Consider the following 17,515-nt stretch of genomic DNA (forward strand, 5'->3'; position numbering starts at 1 on the left):
ACCTGGGATAAACCTATCGGAAACTTGTTTACTGGGTAGGTGGCGTCCGGCATAAAAGTGGCGTGAATCTATTTTGGGCTATTGCGTGGAACTGCGAGAACCTGTCATTTCGATGATAAGGGAGAAATCCAAACTCTGAGGATGAGAGTACCGATGCGAAAAATAGGGGCGGATTAGCTCAAGAAGTTTCTGTAATGGAGATGGAGCGAAGGGATTTAGTTTAGTCATTTGTTAACCAGAAATGGGATGAGCAATTGATTAAAACAGAGTCCTTGATTATGCTATAATTAGTAGCAAGAGCCGAATAATGGGAGCTGTGTGAGTCGAGAGGTTCATCTGCGAGAGGCTAGCGGGGAAGTTCCGCCGGTCTACTCTCCAGTTTACTGCAAAAGTTGGTATTGAAACTGATAATAGGTATGGAGACAGGAATAAGATTGCTGCAGTTGTTACTCCTGAACAGTATAAGAATTCTGAAGCTGATTGGATGCCTTTTTGATCCTGCATAAAATATTTTTTTCATAATAAATTATTGAACAACATCTCTTATTATGAATAAATCACAAAAAGAGATGAAAACGTGACAGAATTGAAGAATATCAATTTACCTAATAGTGAGTCTTATAAGGATTTTGTAATGTATTACTATCTTTTACATTATCAATAACTGTGCCTACTACACTCTGTGATTTAGTTCTTTCTTTTTTCTCTGGAGTTTTTAAAGCAGTTTTTTCTTGCTCTGGAGTTTGACTCTGTGTTAAAGCACTTTCCTCGTTCATTAAGCCTGTGGCCCCACTTTGCTTTAGAATATTATTGCTAATTAAGTTTACAATAAAGTGCAGTTCGACATCTTTTTTTATAAAAGGTTCTGTTATTTTTGTCAGTTCATTTATTGCATTTATCTTCTCAACAGGGGACGTATCTTCTGCACATATATTTGCTAGCTGATTTAATAACTTATCTTTTTTAAGAGCATTATCACTAAAAATACTGATAATAAACTCTTTTATTTTTTTGATATATTTCAGAAAGAAATTCCTTGTTTTACCTAGCAAAGTTTTACTCTCCACTTCTTTCTGTGATTCTTTATACTTATTTAGTAATTTTGCAACTAAATCTATCGTTTTTTGCTTATCTACATTAGCACCTGATATATTTTCCTTTTTTATAATTTCAAAACAGTTTGAGAAAAACTCATAATTCTTTTTATATAATGGACGTACATATACTCTTTCTTTTATGCTCTCACCTGCTACAGCAGAAGAAACAGTAAACTTGCTTATTAATTTCGCTAAAAAATTGTATCGAATGTTTTTGTGCTTATTGCCTTTTATTTCATTTTTTATACCTCTATCTCTTTCTAGCTCAAACTCCTGCAGCACGTATTTCCAATTATCTAACCTTTTATTGAGCTTATCTAATTCACGGCTGATTTGTTTGTGTTCAGCTCCAAAAAATCCAGTCAGCTTTTCTGTTTTGCGGCTTGTTGCATTATAATAAAAGCAGCCATAGCGATTTACTTTGGTTACCACTAAGTATGAATTTCTTCCATAAGCTTTATGCACTTCTACAGGATTTAGATGTGGATTATCTTGCCTAAATTGTCCTTTAATTTCCTCAGTCTCCTTCTTGCTTAAATCGTGTATTTCAATTTTTCCATAACAGCTCGATAATTTCATAAAGAATTTTAAAGCATATTCCAAACCAAAATTTAAAGACCTAAAGAACGCTAAATTAACTGCTGCATCACCAAGGCAAATATAATGATCTTCACTCCTCTTTTTAGCATAGCCGCAATTTATTTCTATCTTTTTTACTACTACACTATTTAGGTCTACTTCCCAATCCTTCAGTATAAGAGTTGATATGATAGAAGATATCGGATAAAGTATTTTGTCTGGCACTTGATTAGAAGCTTGAAAAGGATATAAAGGGTTTGTATTTATATTAGGATAATTTTGATCAAATGTCTTTGCTAGCTCATTACTTATAAAGACCGGAATTGTTACATCAGTCACTTCACTTTCATGTTTACTTGCCACAATATCAGCAAGCTTTATATCTCCAATATTCTTCATTACTTGATGCAAAGCAGTAGGCTTACCATTCTTTGCTTTAAGGTTGATGTACATTGCATGTTGAAGTGGAATAGTAACCATGTTATCTCGATTGCTGCCGAATTTATTAGTCCGAAGCATGCTATTACTTCCTGTACAATCCAGTATTATTGGATTCTCATCCTTATGCTTTTCATCTACTTCCTCAAAGCTTTTTACTTTCTCCATTTTATACTCAACATTGCCAGTTGATAGTGCTTCTTCTTTGAACTTTTTTTCTAGATTTTTTATAACTATCTTATTGCCACTTTTCTTTAAGTCCTTGTTCAGCTCTTCAAAGAATTTACTATCTATCCCCAATCTATCAAAGATTTGCTGAACCTCTTTAAAAAATCCATTATCTATTTTGACGTTAATCTCTCTTGTAAATTCTTCACGTTTTTCATAAACAGTAACTTTTACACCAAGCCGTGAAGTTAGCACTGCCATAAACGACCCAACTGGACCAGAACCAACTATAACTACATGACCAACATTAGACATTGCTTTTCCCACTTTTTTAATTGGTACTACTATAGCATAAATGTCAATTTAGTCAATATTGAAAATTTATAAACATGGATCAATCTTCTGAAATTCTTTGTTTTTTCTACGCTAATTTTAATAGCATTTCTACTTTTCTTTCTATACTATTCTTAGCGTGATGCAAACTTTAGTATGGTTATATAAATTAAGCAAGTATCCTTCTGTATTTTTCGTAAAACATTAACTAAAGAAGTTTAGCTAGCACTTAAGTTAATGGTAGATGGATTAAGCCGGTAGCCTGACCAGTTACATGCTTGTATCACATCATCGCGTTTTATATTTAGTCCCAAGGTGCTAGCTAGCTTTTCTGCTATTGTTTTTTGCATTCTATTAAGAGGTCTGCGTACTTGCTGTTCTGGGTCTTCAATACCTAAACTATCTGCTATTTGAATGATACTAAGAAATTTATATTCTTTAGCTGCTTCCAAATCACGTAAAAATTGTTTAAGTAATACTCTAAAGATGCGGATGCTTGAAGTTGCTTGTTTGCCTATAATTTCAACGTCATTAACATAAATAGTATTATCTATAATTTTCAACCTTAATATTTTTTTCTCCTGATGAACTGTTTTTTGCAGTGGAACATAAGGGAATGCTTGAAAAGAAACATTAGGTAATAGCTCTGGTACTCCTTTTTCAACTGCTTCGCTTAGTATTTGATCTAGAGTTCGACATTCGCAAATTAAATCAGCCATAGGAACAATGTATAGATTTAACAACGATTTAAAGTTTTTTTCGTTGAAACTGATCAAAGCAGTAGGATTAGTTTTGAGCTTATCTAAAGTTAGATATGATTTATCAGAACAACAATCCGAAATAATTAAGCTGACAAGGCTTGTGCCAACAATAACATAATAAACCCCTGTTGCTACTTTATTCGAAGTGATGTTTAAATTTGCCAATTGTTCTTCAAACCATTCAATAACTTTCAAATGATTAACATTTATCTCTAGAGAATGGTAACGTTGCTTCTCGTAGGTATCAGGCAGGATATCACGATTACAGAGGTCATACATTATGGGGTCATCATATTCCTCATCGTAGTCACTTGCGATTTCTAGCCTATTGTCACAGAAGGGATCTATGGAAAAACTCCTTATGAAAAGTACTTAGAACTTATTTATCAGACTCCACTGCAGTTGATACAATTATAATACAGATTTTACTCAAAAAATATTGAAATACTCTCTATGAATCACTCACTAAGCTCTTAGTTTCTCAAAGAAATCTTTTAACAAAAGAGAACATTCTGTTTCCAATATTCCACCATAAACTTCAGGTATGTGGGTACAGAATTGAAATATTTTAGCACCGTTTTCAACTCCTCCGCCTTTGGGATTGTAAGCTCCAAAGTACAACCGTTTAATTCTTGCAAAAGAGATAGCCTGAGCACACATCGGGCACGGCTCTAACGTTACGTACATGTCAGCATCATAAAGTACTGATGTTGAAAATGCTTTTCTAATCGTTAACATTTCTGCATGTGCAGTTGGGTCATTAGATATATTGTGTGCAGAGGAGATGATATTGTTTCTACTCACTATTACAGCACCTATTGGCACCTCACCATTTTTCTGAGCAAGTTTGGCTTGCTCTATGGCAAATTCCATGTATTGGTACTTAAACATTAGGTGCTTAGACAAATATAATTTTCTTTTCTTGATTTTTCTATTTTTTGTAGATCATAGACTTTACTAGAGACCATTGTCCTTTTTACAGGGCTATCTATTTCTTGCTTTAAATATTTTTTTATTTCTTCTATCGATTTTAGTTCGTTTATAACTACACCTACTTCTTCCATTATGTCAATTATGTCCTCTATAACTTGATCCTCTTCTAATTTATATATTATTTGCTCTATATGCCTATGCAACTTCTCGAAGGTTATAGGTCTATATGTGATGGTGTCTTTACTGTTTCCTAGTAGCATTTTTTACCTCTCTATTCAGAATCTTATCTATTAAGTTCTATTAAACTCTATTGTCAATAGCTGTCTTAATAAATGATGTAAAGAGAGGATGAGGAGAAAACGGCTTTGATTGAAATTCTGGATGAAACTGCACACCAATAAACCACGGATGACTCTCTAACTCCACTGCCTCTATGCACGTTCCATCTTCTGATATGCCACTGCATAGAAGCCCATTTTTTTCCAAATCATCTTTATAATCTGAATTGATTATGTATCTATGCCTATGCCTTTCTGAAATAGTAGTGTTACTATATGCATCCATCATTTTAGAGTTTGCATTTATATTACACTTGTATGCCCCAAGTCTCATGGTTCCACCAAGATCGCCGTCCTGATCGCCAGCTAACTTAACGATTGGATGTTTACAGTTATGAAATTCTTCAGAGTGTGCATCTTCAAGCTTAATAACATTGCGAGCAAATTCAATTACTGCAAGCTGCATACCAAGACATATTCCTAAAAATGGAATATTATTTGTACGGGCATAGTTTATTGCTAATATTTTACCTTCTACTCCATTATCACCAAATCCCCCTGGAACAAGGATTGCATGAGAATTCCGTAGTTTTTCTCTTATAAACTTTTCATCTATAGATTTTCCATTCTCTTCTCTTGAGTTGACCCAATTTACCTTTATTCTGGCTTTATTGCTAATTGCGCCATGATTTAGTGCTTCAATCAGTGATTTATATGCGTCAGGAAATTCAGTATATTTCCCTATTATGGAAACAATAACTTCTTGTGTTGGGTGTCTCATAGAGTGTACTATTTTGTCCCATTTAGTTAAGCGTGGTTTTGGCTTACTCAAATGAAAGTGGTCCAAAATTTGTGTACCAAGCCCACATTGATTATACAAGATCGGCAGCTCATATATATGATTTATATCAGGAGCAGGTATTACATTAGATAAGGAAACATTGCAAAGATTAGCTATCTTTTCTTTTTGATTATCGGAAATTTCTTTTTCACAGCGACATACTATAATATCCGGTTGTAATCCCGCAAAGTTTAATTCTCGAACTGAATGCTGTGTCGGCTTCGTTTTTAATTCTTGCGCTGCAGTGAGATATGGTATTAAAGTTAAGTGGATAAGGATAACTTTTTGCTTTCCTAATTTGTAATTAACTTGGCGTATGGCTTCCAAAAACGGTTGGCTTTCAATATCACCTACAGTTCCACCTATTTCACATATTATAAAATCTAAATCTTCCGTACCATTAAAAATAAACAACTTAATTAAATCTGTCACATGAGGAATGATTTGTACAGTTTTGCCTGAATAATCACCACGTCTCTCTCTCTTTAGTAACTCATGGTACACTTTACCAGTTGTTATATTATCGTCTTTAGTTGCTTTAATTCCAGTAAAACGCTCATAATGCCCAAGGTCTAAATCAGTTTCGGCGCCATCCTCAGTAACGAATACTTCCCCGTGCTGAGTTGGACTCATTGTTCCAGGATCAATGTTTAGATATGGATCAAGTTTTCTAATATGGATTTTAAAGCCGTATTCTTGAAGAAGTGCACCTACGCTTGAAGCAACTAAACCTTTACCAAGCGATGATACAACCCCACCTGTAACAAAAATAAATTTAGCCTCTTTCATTAATTTTCAAATGGAACAGAAGTGGATTTGTTTTCTTGTTTTTTTTCTAATATAATCTTTTCTGCAATCGATTTTTTATGTACGTCTTTTGAGCATAATCCTGACAATAGCAATGTGTTTATAATAAATAATCCAGCAACTATAGCCGTTATTCTGCTGAGTGGATTTTCAGAAGACTTTACTGGAATTATCGAATTGACTCCTTGCTGTGAACTACTAAAGCCACTTAATGAACTACTTCCAGGTGGCTGTAGGAGCACTAAAATTACCAATACAACAACTAATATTATTTGAAGTACACTGAGTACTGTTACTGACATTATGAGTAGAGCTAAAAATAAAGATTTTAGGAGCGTAAGGCTCATAAGTCAAGAATATCTTTACCCGAGTAACTTGACTACTGGAATCCAAATATGTATTAAACCTTATTTAAATTATGAGCTATCACATTTTAAAATATAAAGATTATGAACCAAAAATAGATGAAAGTTCTTTTATTGCAGGTGGTGTGTGTATCATAGGTAAGGTTGAAATAGGAAGGAATGCGAGCATCTGGTTTAATTGTGTGATTAGAGGGGATGTCGGATCAATCAAAATAGGCGATGGAACGAATATTCAAGATGGTACCGTAATTCATGTAGATAGAAACCCAGGTGGTGATACGATTATTGGCAGTATGGTGACAGTAGGACATTTTTGCGTATTACACGCATGCACGGTGCATGATAAAGCGTTTATTGGTATGGGCTCTACCATAATGGATCATGCGATTGTGGAGTCTGGAGCTATGGTAGCTGCTGGCTCACTGGTGACACATGGAAAAGTGATAAAAAGTGGGGAAATATGGGCTGGCAGGCCAGCAAAATTCTTCAAAAAGATGTCAAGTGAAGAAATAAACCACATTACACAATCTGCACAAAATTATATCATGCTAATGAAAGAATATAAAACTACATGTTAGGCTGAAACCTTTGACTCTGATACACATTTTCCACATCAACTACTTCAAAAGACTCAGGGTCAGAGTTCACTTCTTCAACTCTAGGTTGCTTATAAATATGTTTATTAACAGTGTTAGCAAACTCTCCTCTCACTAAAACATCTTTTATTGGCCAGTTTGTTTCTGTTGGAATACCTAATAGTATAGCTGCACATTGTACTTTTGCCGATGTTAGAGAAAGAGATATAGTATTGTTTGAGTTAAGAAAGCAATTTACATGATCTTTACAACTTTTTAGATCTATATCTTTTGGGAAATCTGGTATGTGGGATTGTATATTTGCTTTTTTAAAGTTCATCCAGCCGAATTTTTCAGTAAGTATGCCTATCTCTTTTGGGAGTTGTAATGGGATTATAATATCATTTCTAATTCCATTTTCTTCTTGAGAAAAAAGTTCAGTGTATGCTCTTTTTTTACTGTGTTTCTCAAAATACTTAGGAAAATACATATTAAGGTATTCAGAGTGTAGCTCTATGCGATTTTTCTGGTTATCTTCTAGAGTAAATGTATATTTACCACCATTTTGCTTAAGTTTGCACAATTTAAATTTACTGAGGTCAAAGTCTAGCAATGGCTTTTCAATTTCGAAAGCAAGTGTAAGAGTATGTGTTGCACGATCAAATTCGTTTTTTTCTTGCAGACCATCTTGTAGACTGTAGCACTTATTTTCATCATACTCTTTCCTTTCACTATTTTCCTGTTCATCCAAACTTTCAACAGCGTCAAAGTATTCCTCTCTATCTAATTCTTGCTCTTCTAGAGCATCATACCATATATCCTCTAAATCAATCTCATTACCTTTCGTTTCTATTTTATTCTCTACACTTATTTTTCTTGTATGGTCATTTCCATTGCTAGCGGTTGTTTTATGATGTGTGTTGTGAATTTGAAAGAAGCTCTTTATTTTTAATATTAAGCTAATCCATGAAAGCCTGATTTGATTAATTAGCAATCTAAAGCCTTTCATCATTTTTTACCTCTAAACATACTACTAAAAATTGTAACAGAATAAGTTAAATATGTCAATAAGATACACGAACACTTGCCTAGTTGTACTAGCTAGGACTTAATGGCAACACTTAACAACTTTGTGAACTTCAACATAGGAGTTTTCTGCATTTCAACCAAATTAAAAGGAGAACATCGTTGATGTTCTCCTTTTAAGAAGCAACTTAAAAAGAATTGATAAAATTTTATCCATCAGATTGAGGAAGTGAATGACTAGTACTACTTATGTGTGATTCTCTTGATTCATCTACTTTAGTATTAGGTTCTATTGTTTTATATGTAACGTAACCGGCTACGAGTGCAGATACTGCTGCCATACTGATTATTGCTAACATACTTAGTCTAGTTGTATGCTCAAGTACAGTACTTGTTACCAACCCAGCAGCAAGACTAACACCAATAACAGTAGTGTACAACATTCTAGGATTTGAATTAGGCATATAGCTCACTAACTCTCTGCTGATTCTTTCTTTATGTCCTTGAGCTTATTTAGATCTTCTTCTTTTATTTTAGCACTTAATTCTAGTTTCTTATATAATTCTTGCATTTCTTTTGCTTGCTTTTCTATTTGTTCAGCAAATTTTATTGTTTTTCCTCCTCGTAATTGTGTTATTTTTTCCTTAAGTAGTAACATTGGTATTGGCGTTGCTATTTCTTGTACCTCTTCTTCTATTTCCTCTCCCAACTTCACTATTTTTTCTATTTCTTCTTCTGACAGTTTTTCTGAAATTTCATGGTCTTTTTTTAATTCTATTTCAAGCCGTCTTTTTTTTAATTCTACTCTTGTATCTTCTAATACTTTTGATGCATTCCATAGCTTTTCACCAGAATTCCGACTCCGTTTTGGTAACATGGACTGATTATTTTTGAACTTTTTTGGCGACACAGACTGAGTTTTACTTTCTTTGAGCACCTTTGCCCTTTCACTAGAGTTCATACCCATAAATAAACCTCGCATATTAAATAATACTATTACATAGTACCTTCAAAGCTCAAAGTCAAATAGTATCTTTACATAAATAACTCATAAACAGAAAATTTTAGTCATATTTACTCTGTACTATGGTTTGAGATGGAATAATAACTTGCTTCAAACGTGGGAAGGCAGTACAACTATGTCAAGTTACTGAACTCTCATTTGCTATTCCTTGTGGTTCTTGTATTCCATAAAGTTGAGCACTAGGTTTAAGTGCTACACTGGTAGCTATGAGTACAGATATTTTTTGTATTAAACAAGACTTAACTTAAAAAAAGTAAGTTAAAACAACATAAAAAAAGGAGTGTTAGATATGAGAAACAAAAATACTGAAACCAAAATTAGGATTATCAAAACAGCTTGGTCAATCGGCCGCTACAGTGGGGCTAGAGACATTTTTAGTCAGAACTGTGATGCCTGCGTTCCTTTGGCCTAAGGTCAGAATAAATTTGAGTGGATTTCCCAATGCGTCAACAAGTGCATGAATTTCAGTTCTCCGTCCTAAGGCCTCTTGAGCCTGAGAATCTTTTCTATATCCAGCTGAACATGAATGAGATCTGATGATTGTTCCATCAATTATGGAGATTTCCAAATCTGGATCTTGTTGTGCATACTTAAGTAATTTTACCAAAATTCCCTTTTCGCACCACTTTTTAAACCTCCTATGTATACTCCTGTAATTACCGTAAATTCTTGGTCATTGGCGGCCACTTTGCCACACTGCTTCCATAAATATTCTTAACTTCTCCTCATTTTTACTGTGTATTCCTTTTGTGCTCTTTAAAAATGCAAAATTTGCTTCCAAATTTCTTTTTTTATGTGATATTTCATACGGTAACTTCTCTATATTTATGATCATATAGAGAAGAACACTTGTTTGTATTGAAATAAGAATATGCAGCATATACTTTTTTTTCAAACCGAATGTGATAAAAGTATAGAAAATTACTATAAAATATTTGAAACAAAGTTGAATGAGAACGGAACATTGAATAAAATAAAAAAGCGGAAGCAGAAGAATAGTCCAGATTTTGCCGTAGACGAAGATTTATATCGAATAACAGGAATGGATTTTACTAAAGTTCCAAGACTTGATGTATTAAGTGTACAGACTATCATTTCAGAAACAGGTATAAATCGCAATAAATGGCAGACAGAAAAGCATTTTTCTTCATGGCTCGGGTTGAGTCCTACTAATAAAATTACAGGAGGGAAAATTATTGGAACAAGAACACGTAAGGTTATAAATCGTGCTGCGAATGCCTTGCTGTGTATCAAGACTGCACTTGGTGCATACTGCAGGAGGTTTTAAAGAAGCGACTAGAGATACCGAAAGCAATTACTGCTACAGCAAGAAAATTGGCATGTATTTTTTACAATATGCTAAAATATGGAAAAGAATATGTAGAAAAAGGAATTGATTATTATGAGAAACTTTATCAAGACAGGGTTATGAAAAATCTAAGTAGAAAAGCCCTTGAATTCGGTTATGTTCTGGTAAGCATCGAACAGGCAAAACCTGTCAAACCAAAAAGAAACTCCCTAATTTAAGTTTTTAGTAATTTGTTGGTATAATTGCGTAGGAAGCACTTCTGCAGTTATGACCGATATCCCAATGGTGTCACAGTGCCCGTTGGTTAGCATGGTTTTGAAGGTGACGGTTAAACCATTGATGGAGTCTATTCAGACTACCTCGTTTAGGAGAGTGCCTTAATTTTACCGTCTCAAGCTGAAGCGCTTCTTCAATGATAAATTATATACTAAAGGTATAAAATGGCAAAAGTAAAAAATAAGTTGGAAGTAATGAACCCTAATGCGGCAGGAATAGACATTGGCTCATCTGTACATTATGTATGTGTTCCAGAAGGAAGAGATGAGCAACATATCCAAAAGTTTGGTTGTTTTACAGTGGATCTGCATAACTTAGCAAAATGGTTGAAGAAGTGTGAAATTAAAACGGTAGCTATGGAATCAACGGGAGTATATTGGATTCCTTTATTTCAAATACTTGAATCATATGGATTTGAAGTAAAATTAGTAAACGCGCGGCATATTAAAAATGTACCTGGTAGAAAATCTGATGTTCAAGATTGCCAGTGGTTGCAACAGTTACATAGCTATGGACTGCTCCAAGGATCATTTAGACCAGATGATCAAATTTGCGTACTGCGTGGCTACGTCAGACAACGTAATAATCTAATCAGAAGCGCAAGTACACACACTCAACGCATGCAAAAGGCATTAATTCAGATGAACATTCAGTTACATAAGGCAATTAGTGATATTAACGGTGTAACAGGTATTAGGATTATTGAAGCGATAATTGAAGGTGAAAGAGATCCTGAAAAATTAGCTGAATTAAGGGATGGACGAATAAGAAATGATAAATCTACTATTGTAAAGGCATTAACCGGTGACTACAGAGAGGAACACTTGTTTACACTTAAGCAAGAATATGAAGCATATACTTTTTTCCAGGAACAAATAAAGGAATGTGATAGAAGCGTTGAAAGCTACTATAAAACATTTGAAACAAAATCTGATGAGAGCAAATCAACAAGTAAAGCACAAGGCAAGCAAAAAAATGATCCAAACTTTAATTTGCATGAAGAATTATACCGGGTTATCGGGATAGATTTTACTAGATCCAGGATTCAGTGTACTAAGTATACAGACCATAATCTCAGAGACTGGTATCAACCATAACAAATGGCCAACATTTTCGTCTTGGTTGGGGCTGAGTCCTGGTAATAAAATCACTGGAGAGAAAGTGTTTAGCACGAAAACTTGTAAAGTCGTAAATCGTGCTGCAAATGCCTTACGGCTTGCTGCACAATGTGTATCAAAAAGTAATACTGCTCTTGGTTCACAATGCAGAAAGTGGAAAAAACGACTGGGAGCTCCAAAAGCGATCACTGCTATGGCAAGGAAATTAGCATGTATCTTTTATAATATGCTAAAGTATGGACAAGAGTATGTCGAAAAAGGAATTGATTCTTACGAAAAACTTTATCAAAACAGGGTTATGAAAAATCTGAGTAAAAAAGCTTCTGAATTTGGCTATATCCTGGTAAAAAAAGATGAGTTAGTTCAAGGAGTTTCTTAGGAGAAAGGATCAGTTAATTGAAGGAGTTTATTAGGAGAGTGATGTACATGCTTAAGAAAAACGTGCCTAATTTGCTAACAATTTCTCGTGCGCTCGCAATACCGGCAATAATATTAAGCTTTTATATAGAAAGTAAGTATGCAAATCTAATAACAATATTGATCTTTATGTTTGCGTGCATTACAGATTTTTTTGATGGTTATTTAGCGCGTGCATGGAAAGTCCAATCGAATTTTGGCAAGTTATTTGATCCAATTGCCGATAAGTTAGTAGTAGTTTCAACAATAATCATGCTAGTCTATAAGCAAAAGATAGATGATGTTACAATTATACCGTCAGTTATAATTGTTTGTAGGGAGATATTAGTTTCAGGTCTGCGGGAGTTTTTGATAGCTAAGAACGTTATCCTACCTGTGAGCAAAGCTGGGAAAATTAAAACATTTTTGCAGATGGTTGCCGTAGTAGCGCTAATAATGAGTGATTATGAAGCAACTAAATATGTAGGTGTGATTTGTTTGTGGGTTGCGGCTATTATGACTGTGTGGTCAGGTTATAATTACGTTCTAGTTGGCATCAAACAGATTGACTGAATTGCTTAAAAGCAGTTAATAATTTCATAATATTGACTGAGTAGTTAAAATCCTGTATAATGTATTAGTTCATAAATTAGTCGATTCATATGACTATTATTACTGCAGATAGCCTTAATACTAAGCACTTCTCTAAAGGATCAGGATTTGGAAAAGATGCTACAGTGGAGGATTTTTTTCGGGATTTTTGGTCAGGAATAGAAGAAGAAGTAGAAAGGAAAAAGAAACTTGAACAGGAGTTATTAACACTCGAAGAAGAAAAAAAAAAGAAGAAGCTAGAACAAGAGTTATTAACGTTAAAAAAAAGAGAGCTACATAGAAAATATGTATCATTGGCAACAATGGTTCCATTTGCATTATTTATGGCTATTGAACTGGAAAAAACATGTAGCGATCAGGTATTACTTGGCGTGATAAGTGGTGCGCTAAGCCACACTATATTACCTTTCATGGTCCTATCTCTTATTTGTACGCTATATTTAATTTACAATAATAGGAAAATAGCACAAAAAGAACGAGAGTTGGAGAATATTGAAAGGGGAGAAAAAGAAAAGAGAGACTCTCCTTATACAATTGATGATTACTTTAACTATGCTGATGCTGCTTTAGTTACATTAGTTATTGTGGCCAGCATAGTAAGCGAAGCATTGGAACAAGGAATAATAGAAGACGTAGTTTTTTCAATTTCCAGTCTATTTTACTTTGTGGCGAGTGCTACTCTCTGCTATTGTGAGTACAAGAAAAGTAAAAAACATGAGGTAGAAAAAGAGCAAGGCTTTGATGATAGGTCTGAAAAAAAGACAAGCAATATGTCTGCGGCTAAGTTAATTTTTGCTGGTTCTTCTTTATTACTAGTAAGGAAGATAATGTTAGTAGCATTAGCATCATCTGCTGTTGGACCTGCTTTAGGTCTAGTAGGTATTGCTCTTTTGATGGCAGGAAGTGGATTGATCATACATTCTTATAGTAGAAAGCTAGAGGACGTAGAAGTGAGTGGAAAAGGTGTTTCAACAGGTGCTGGTGCGGGTAATGTAAGGAATGGTGGCCAAGAGCCGCTTTTTGCTCGATGATAATTTCAAAAATTTGTTTATTTAGATAATATTTAGTCTATACTTTACTTTGATTGAAAAAAAATCTTATGTATAAGACTTTAACCATATGCTTTTTTCTTCTAATTTCCCCCTTTACGCAGTCGTATGCGAATGATCTTGAACACACTGAGGCCGAACTATACGAGGAAGCAGTTAGGCTTTTTGACGAGAAAAAATATAAGCAAGCTATTAGAGCATTTCAAAAGATAGAGGATTTGTATCCTTTGTCTTATTGGGCAATGAAAGCAAAATTATTGTCTGGAGTTTCTCACTATAATATGGGTAACTACAGCAGTGCTGGAAGTGATATGGATGATTATATATACACTTATTCAAATGGTGAAGATTTACCATATATATATTACTTAAGAGTATTATCTTATTACATGCAAATTAACAAAGTGCAGCTTGGGCAACAAATTGCATATAAAACCTTAGAGCTAGCTACTGAGTACATTAACCTTTTCCCAGATAGCGAGTATATAGACGAGATCAAAGAAAAAGCAAAATTAATCACAGAACATATATCAAAAAAAGAGTATTCTATTGGTGGATTTTATTTAAGGCGTGGTGAATATTTAGCGGCAATTAAACGTTTTCAAAATATGGTAAGCGATAAAGATTCTCAATATTTTCCTAGAATTATTAACCATTTAATCTCGGCTTACTTAGCTCTTGGCCTTGACTTAGAAGCTGAGCAGTATAAAAGTATGTTAGCAGAAGGTCTGAATTAGTTTTCTTATGGCTGGTCATTCACAATTTTCAAATATAAAACACCGGAAAGGCGCTCAGGATGCAAAGCGCTCTCAAAAATTTACAAAGCTCATTAGAGAAATAACAGTTGCTGCAAAACAAGGGCTGCCTGATTCTGCACGTCTTCGCTCTGCTATATTTGCTGCGCGTAAGGAAAATCTACCAAAAGATAAAATAGAAACAGCAATAAAAAATGCAACTGGTAACGTTGCTGGAGAAAATTATGAAGAAATACAATATGAAGGCTGCGGACCTTATGGTACTGCACTTATTGTTCATGCCCTAACAAATAACCGCAACCGAACTGCTTCTGAGATACGTTATATCTTTTCTCGCAAGGGCGGTAATTTGGGGGAAACAGGAGGTGTAAGTTACCTTTTCGATCATGTAGGCTTGATTATCTATAAAGCAGAGGGTATGAATTTTGAAGATTTATTTAACTTTGGAATTGAATCAGAAGTATTGAATATTGAGGAGAATAACTCAGAAGGATTGTATATTATAACTTGTGAAGTAAAAGAATTTGGTAGAGTGCGTGATGCTTTCTATACAAAATTTGGAGAACCAGAACTTGCTCGTCTTTCATGGCAGCCAAAAGATCTGATTAAAGTTAGCGATAAAGAATTAATTGATAAATTATCTGCATTAGTTGAAGAATTAGAAGATAATGACGATGTGCAGTATGTGGAAGGTAATTTTATTTTTGCTGATGAACTATGAGGCTGGTAATACTTCTGCTGCTTTGTATTTTACCAGCATATGCTACTGAAACATCTGCACAGCGTGTAGGGTGTCATCCCAGTGCCCAGACACTGGGATCCAGAAAAATTCAAGCACACTATGCAGCATTGTCAGTCAAAGAGCTGGATTCCAGTGTCAAGCACTGGAATGACACCACCCGCAAATTGCAATGTTCGTGCAGTTGTATGCCCAGACACTGGAATTCAATTACAAATGGACACACCAAGAGATTGTATAATAAAAACTGGATTCCAGTGTCAAGCACTGGAATGACAGAAAGCAACCTAAACCACTTTCCAGCGTTACTTCAGCACGGGATCAGGAAAAAAAAAGCTGCTTTGATGACAGAAAGTGATGAAAAGTTGTTATTCATATCCAGTGACATAAAATCCTCTTTTTTTGACACAGAAGGTTTGGCGCCAAATACAGTGATGAGATTAATCGACATATATAAAGGTTATGGTATAGATTTTAAAAAAGACATTGTGCCAAAAAGTAAGTTGGAGGTTCTTTTTGAGAAATCGCTCGGTAATCAGAAAGCTGAAGAAAAAATTTTATATACTTCACTGATAACAGATAAAAAGGCCATTAGCTTGTATCATTATGAATCACAGAGCGGCAAAGGGGGGTACTTTAATAAAGAGGGGATAAGCTTAACAAGTAGCGAAATTTTCGTAAGTCCTTTAAACGGAGATTATCGTATATCTTCGAAATTTGGTAATAGAAAGCATCCTATTCGCGGTAAAGTTGTTTTTCATAAAGGAGTAGATTATGCAGCTAAACTTGGCACTCCTATACATGCTGCTGCAGAGGGTATAATAGAATATATAGGAAATAACGGAGGTTACGGCAAGTATATTAAAGTAAAACATGAAAATGGGTATTCAACCTGTTACGCGCATATAAGTAAATTTAGTAGTGATATAAAGTTAGGCTCTAAAATAAAGCAGGGTCAGGTTATAGCTTATGTTGGCAGCACTGGTGTTGCAACAGGACCTCATTTACATTATGAAGTTATGTATAATGGTAAGCACATTGATCCGCTTACAATAGCTCATAGAACTGAGATAAAGTTGCCTGATCGTGAATTAAGAGAGTTTAAATTATTTGTAAGTAAGGTAGATAAAATAATCAGCAGAGAGGGTGCGAGTGAAAAAGAAATCTGATGAAAACAGTACAGATAAAAATACGATAAATGATAGAAATTTAAAGGCTTTTCCTGTACTAATAGCGCTAGGATTAGTTTTATTGGTACTTTTTGTAGCGTATGACAGTACAATTGCGCTTGGGGTTACTGCTGTTTCAATATTGGCTTTTTCTCAAGGATTTTTCATTAATGATCCTAATGAAGCAAGAGTGATAGAGTTTTTTGGTCATTATATCGGAACTTATTTTAAATCTGGAATATGTGTAACGCTTCCCTTTTCAAACAAACATGTTGTTTCTCTGAAATTTCAGAATATCAATACAGAAAAAATAAAAGTGAATGATGCAAATGGGAGCCCAATAGAAATATCAGTAGTGATTGTTTGGAGAGTTAGCAGTCCTGCAAAGGCATATTATAATGTTAATAATTATCATGAATTCGTTTTTGTGCAAAGTGACTCAGTAATTAGAGAATTGGCAAGCAATTATCCTTATGACAGCGAAAGCGATGAGGAATCTTTGCGTAAAAATTCTGATAAAATTTCGAATGAATTGCGGTCAATGCTACAACAAAGATTGAATATTGCTGGAATTGAAATTGCAGAAGCGAGAATATCGCATTTGGCGTATTCATCTGAGATTGCACAAGCAATGCTGAGGCGTCAACAAGCACATGCCATCACCTCTGCAAGAAAGCATATAGTGCAAAATGCAATAGGAATTATCGAAGAAGTAATAGCCCATTTTGAAAAAAATAAAAGCTTACAATTGGATGGAAAACAAAAGGTTCAATTGATAAACAATTTGCTAGTTGCTCTGATCTCTGAGCAGGATGCACAGCCGACTATTAGTTTGGATAATAATTAGCTTAGGTATACTTTTAATTC

The 17,515-nt window shown here is 34.4% G+C and carries 18 protein-coding genes and 2 pseudogenes; 10 read left to right on the top strand and 10 right to left on the bottom strand.

Going from position 1 to position 17,515, the window contains the following annotated elements; all coding sequences use genetic code 11:
* Positions 1–605: 605 nt before the first annotated feature.
* From ABLO99_RS03455 to secG, 6 genes are all read right to left on the bottom strand, one after another.
* On the bottom strand, positions 606–2,609 hold the full coding sequence (locus ABLO99_RS03455; RefSeq protein WP_349968290.1) for an FAD-dependent oxidoreductase: 2,004 nt from the start codon (positions 2,607–2,609) through the stop codon (positions 606–608).
* A 224-nt stretch (positions 2,610–2,833) separates the two neighbouring features.
* On the bottom strand, positions 2,834–3,655 hold the full coding sequence (locus ABLO99_RS03460) for a hypothetical protein (RefSeq protein ID WP_349968292.1): 822 nt from the start codon (positions 3,653–3,655) through the stop codon (positions 2,834–2,836).
* A 186-nt stretch (positions 3,656–3,841) separates the two neighbouring features.
* Positions 3,842–4,249 (bottom strand): nucleoside deaminase, encoded by a 408-nt coding sequence (locus ABLO99_RS03465; RefSeq protein ID WP_047758719.1) that lies wholly within the window; start codon positions 4,247–4,249, stop codon positions 3,842–3,844.
* Between the two features lie 17 nt (positions 4,250–4,266).
* Positions 4,267–4,569, bottom strand: coding sequence for a hypothetical protein (locus tag ABLO99_RS03470; RefSeq protein ID WP_349968294.1), 303 nt, complete (start codon positions 4,567–4,569; stop codon positions 4,267–4,269).
* A gap of 40 nt (positions 4,570–4,609) precedes the next feature.
* Positions 4,610–6,217, bottom strand: coding sequence for a CTP synthase (locus ABLO99_RS03475; RefSeq protein WP_349968295.1), 1,608 nt, complete (start codon positions 6,215–6,217; stop codon positions 4,610–4,612).
* Positions 6,217–6,537 (bottom strand): preprotein translocase subunit SecG, encoded by a 321-nt coding sequence (secG, locus tag ABLO99_RS03480; protein ID WP_047759060.1) that lies wholly within the window; start codon positions 6,535–6,537, stop codon positions 6,217–6,219. The genes ABLO99_RS03475 and secG overlap by 1 nt, the downstream gene beginning before the upstream one ends.
* 116 nt (positions 6,538–6,653) lie before the next feature.
* On the opposite strand from secG, the gene ABLO99_RS03485 reads away from it, so the two are divergent.
* On the top strand, positions 6,654–7,178 hold the full coding sequence (locus tag ABLO99_RS03485) for a gamma carbonic anhydrase family protein (RefSeq protein ID WP_349968297.1): 525 nt from the start codon (positions 6,654–6,656) through the stop codon (positions 7,176–7,178).
* On the opposite strand, the gene ABLO99_RS03490 is transcribed toward ABLO99_RS03485, so the two are convergent.
* The 4 genes from ABLO99_RS03490 to ABLO99_RS03505 form a co-directional block, all read right to left on the bottom strand.
* Positions 7,168–8,187, bottom strand: a complete 1,020-nt coding sequence (locus tag ABLO99_RS03490; protein ID WP_349968299.1) for a hypothetical protein — start codon at positions 8,185–8,187, stop codon at positions 7,168–7,170. The two genes, ABLO99_RS03485 and ABLO99_RS03490, sit on opposite strands and share 11 nt — an antisense overlap.
* 223 nt (positions 8,188–8,410) lie before the next feature.
* Positions 8,411–8,665, bottom strand: coding sequence for a hypothetical protein (locus ABLO99_RS03495; protein WP_349968300.1), 255 nt, complete (start codon positions 8,663–8,665; stop codon positions 8,411–8,413).
* An 8-nt stretch (positions 8,666–8,673) separates the two neighbouring features.
* Positions 8,674–9,168: a hypothetical protein gene (locus ABLO99_RS03500; RefSeq protein WP_349968302.1), complete on the bottom strand. Its 495-nt coding sequence runs from the start codon at positions 9,166–9,168 to the stop codon at positions 8,674–8,676.
* A gap of 730 nt (positions 9,169–9,898) precedes the next feature.
* Positions 9,899–10,060, bottom strand: coding sequence for a hypothetical protein (locus ABLO99_RS03505; RefSeq protein WP_349968304.1), 162 nt, complete (start codon positions 10,058–10,060; stop codon positions 9,899–9,901).
* On the opposite strand from ABLO99_RS03505, the pseudogene ABLO99_RS03510 reads away from it, so the two are divergent.
* From ABLO99_RS03510 to ABLO99_RS03550, 9 genes and pseudogenes are all read left to right on the top strand, one after another.
* Positions 10,060–10,752, top strand: a pseudogene (locus ABLO99_RS03510) (transposase); the annotation flags it as partial. The gene ABLO99_RS03505 and the pseudogene ABLO99_RS03510 sit on opposite strands and share 1 nt — an antisense overlap.
* Positions 10,753–10,974: 222 nt before the next feature.
* Positions 10,975–12,307 (top strand): annotated as a pseudogene (locus ABLO99_RS03515) (IS110 family transposase).
* Positions 12,308–12,354: 47 nt separating this feature from the next.
* Positions 12,355–12,897 (top strand): CDP-diacylglycerol--glycerol-3-phosphate 3-phosphatidyltransferase, encoded by a 543-nt coding sequence (pgsA, locus tag ABLO99_RS03520; protein WP_047758726.1) that lies wholly within the window; start codon positions 12,355–12,357, stop codon positions 12,895–12,897.
* Positions 12,898–12,986: 89 nt separating this feature from the next.
* Positions 12,987–13,967: a hypothetical protein gene (locus ABLO99_RS03525; RefSeq protein ID WP_047758727.1), complete on the top strand. Its 981-nt coding sequence runs from the start codon at positions 12,987–12,989 to the stop codon at positions 13,965–13,967.
* Between the two features lie 68 nt (positions 13,968–14,035).
* A complete protein-coding gene (locus ABLO99_RS03530) occupies positions 14,036–14,722 on the top strand; it encodes an outer membrane protein assembly factor BamD (RefSeq protein WP_047758728.1) in 687 nt (228 codons plus the stop codon).
* 7 nt (positions 14,723–14,729) lie between these two features.
* Positions 14,730–15,461, top strand: coding sequence for a YebC/PmpR family DNA-binding transcriptional regulator (locus ABLO99_RS03535; protein ID WP_349968306.1), 732 nt, complete (start codon positions 14,730–14,732; stop codon positions 15,459–15,461).
* Between the two features lie 120 nt (positions 15,462–15,581).
* On the top strand, positions 15,582–15,755 hold the full coding sequence (locus ABLO99_RS03540; RefSeq protein WP_349968308.1) for a hypothetical protein: 174 nt from the start codon (positions 15,582–15,584) through the stop codon (positions 15,753–15,755).
* Positions 15,752–16,648: a M23 family metallopeptidase gene (locus tag ABLO99_RS03545; protein ID WP_410543678.1), complete on the top strand. Its 897-nt coding sequence runs from the start codon at positions 15,752–15,754 to the stop codon at positions 16,646–16,648. The genes ABLO99_RS03540 and ABLO99_RS03545 overlap by 4 nt, the downstream gene beginning before the upstream one ends.
* A complete protein-coding gene (locus ABLO99_RS03550) occupies positions 16,632–17,495 on the top strand; it encodes an SPFH domain-containing protein (RefSeq protein ID WP_349968309.1) in 864 nt (287 codons plus the stop codon). Before ABLO99_RS03545 ends, ABLO99_RS03550 begins: the two co-directional genes overlap by 17 nt.
* Positions 17,496–17,515: the final 20 nt, after the last annotated feature.

The organism is Wolbachia endosymbiont of Armadillidium arcangelii (assembly GCF_040207875.1).
Classification (GTDB): domain Bacteria; phylum Pseudomonadota; class Alphaproteobacteria; order Rickettsiales; family Anaplasmataceae; genus Wolbachia.

What these genes read in the sequence shown, in the direction of transcription:
- ABLO99_RS03530 (WP_047758728.1), top strand. Translation starts at nt 14,036, where the DNA reads ATGTATAAGACTTTAACCATATGCTTTTTTCTTCTAATTTCCCCCTTT.
- ABLO99_RS03470 (WP_349968294.1), bottom strand. Translation starts at nt 4,569, where the DNA reads ATGCTACTAGGAAACAGTAAAGACACCATCACATATAGACCTATAACC.
- ABLO99_RS03535 (WP_349968306.1), top strand. Translation starts at nt 14,730, where the DNA reads ATGGCTGGTCATTCACAATTTTCAAATATAAAACACCGGAAAGGCGCT.
- ABLO99_RS03460 (WP_349968292.1), bottom strand. Translation starts at nt 3,655, where the DNA reads ATGTATGACCTCTGTAATCGTGATATCCTGCCTGATACCTACGAGAAG.
- ABLO99_RS03490 (WP_349968299.1), bottom strand. Translation starts at nt 8,187, where the DNA reads ATGATGAAAGGCTTTAGATTGCTAATTAATCAAATCAGGCTTTCATGG.
- ABLO99_RS03500 (WP_349968302.1), bottom strand. Translation starts at nt 9,168, where the DNA reads ATGGGTATGAACTCTAGTGAAAGGGCAAAGGTGCTCAAAGAAAGTAAA.
- ABLO99_RS03545 (WP_410543678.1), top strand. Translation starts at nt 15,752, where the DNA reads ATGACAGAAAGCAACCTAAACCACTTTCCAGCGTTACTTCAGCACGGG.
- pgsA (WP_047758726.1), top strand. Translation starts at nt 12,355, where the DNA reads ATGCTTAAGAAAAACGTGCCTAATTTGCTAACAATTTCTCGTGCGCTC.
- ABLO99_RS03465 (WP_047758719.1), bottom strand. Translation starts at nt 4,249, where the DNA reads ATGGAATTTGCCATAGAGCAAGCCAAACTTGCTCAGAAAAATGGTGAG.
- ABLO99_RS03475 (WP_349968295.1), bottom strand. Translation starts at nt 6,217, where the DNA reads ATGAAAGAGGCTAAATTTATTTTTGTTACAGGTGGGGTTGTATCATCG.
- ABLO99_RS03505 (WP_349968304.1), bottom strand. Translation starts at nt 10,060, where the DNA reads ATGATCATAAATATAGAGAAGTTACCGTATGAAATATCACATAAAAAA.
- ABLO99_RS03540 (WP_349968308.1), top strand. Translation starts at nt 15,582, where the DNA reads ATGCAGCATTGTCAGTCAAAGAGCTGGATTCCAGTGTCAAGCACTGGA.
- ABLO99_RS03495 (WP_349968300.1), bottom strand. Translation starts at nt 8,665, where the DNA reads ATGCCTAATTCAAATCCTAGAATGTTGTACACTACTGTTATTGGTGTT.
- secG (WP_047759060.1), bottom strand. Translation starts at nt 6,537, where the DNA reads ATGTCAGTAACAGTACTCAGTGTACTTCAAATAATATTAGTTGTTGTA.
- ABLO99_RS03485 (WP_349968297.1), top strand. Translation starts at nt 6,654, where the DNA reads ATGAGCTATCACATTTTAAAATATAAAGATTATGAACCAAAAATAGAT.
- ABLO99_RS03525 (WP_047758727.1), top strand. Translation starts at nt 12,987, where the DNA reads ATGACTATTATTACTGCAGATAGCCTTAATACTAAGCACTTCTCTAAA.